This window comes from Paenibacillus algorifonticola (assembly GCF_000971975.1).
Lineage (GTDB): Bacteria > Bacillota > Bacilli > Paenibacillales > Paenibacillaceae > Pristimantibacillus > Pristimantibacillus algorifonticola.
Window position 1 is genome coordinate 1 of record NZ_KQ040790.1, and the last position, 591, is coordinate 591.

The window sequence follows — 591 nt, forward strand, 5'->3', positions numbered from 1 at the left end:
CGTATCGGAAGGTGCGGCTGGATCACCTCCTTTCTAAGGAAATACCCGATTACGTAGATAATCGGATACTCAGGCAGGGTATCGCTCGCTCGTTGTCAGTTTTGAAAGAGTAATTCTCTTTCGCAAAAGCAAGGCCTGTTTGGTGGCGATGGCGGAGGGGAACCACACGTTCCCATCCCGAACACGACCGTTAAGCCCTCCAGCGCCGATGGTACTTGGACCGCAGGGTCCTGGGAGAGTAGGACGTCGCCAAGCAGGTGTTTAGTTCACACCTAGAAGTCATACAACTTAATGTGGGCCTTTAGCTCAGCTGGTTAGAGCGCACCCCTGATAAGGGTGAGGTCGGTGGTTCGAGTCCACTAAGGCCCACCATTATCGACTCTGAGAAGTCGGTACTCATTTATGGGGCCATAGCTCAGCTGGGAGAGCGCCTGCCTTGCAAGCAGGAGGTCAGCGGTTCGATCCCGCTTGGCTCCACCAAAAAAAAGTATAAGGTTGTGTCTTTTCTAAAGCTTGTCTTTGGAATGGATGTAACAAACACTTGCACCTTGAAAACTGGATAGCGAAAGCAAAGAATGAAACATCCTTTAG

At 50.8% G+C, this 591-nt stretch carries 2 tRNA genes and 1 rRNA gene; all 3 read left to right on the forward strand.

Annotated features, from left to right (window positions below):
• Window positions 1-138: 138 nt before the first annotated feature.
• Window positions 139-255, forward strand: a 5S ribosomal RNA gene (gene rrf, locus WH37_RS06765).
• Window positions 256-295: 40 nt separating this feature from the next.
• Window positions 296-372 (forward strand) — tRNA-Ile (locus tag WH37_RS06770).
• 32 nt (window positions 373-404) lie between these two features.
• Window positions 405-480: transfer RNA gene (locus tag WH37_RS06775), tRNA-Ala, on the forward strand.
• Window positions 481-591: the final 111 nt, after the last annotated feature.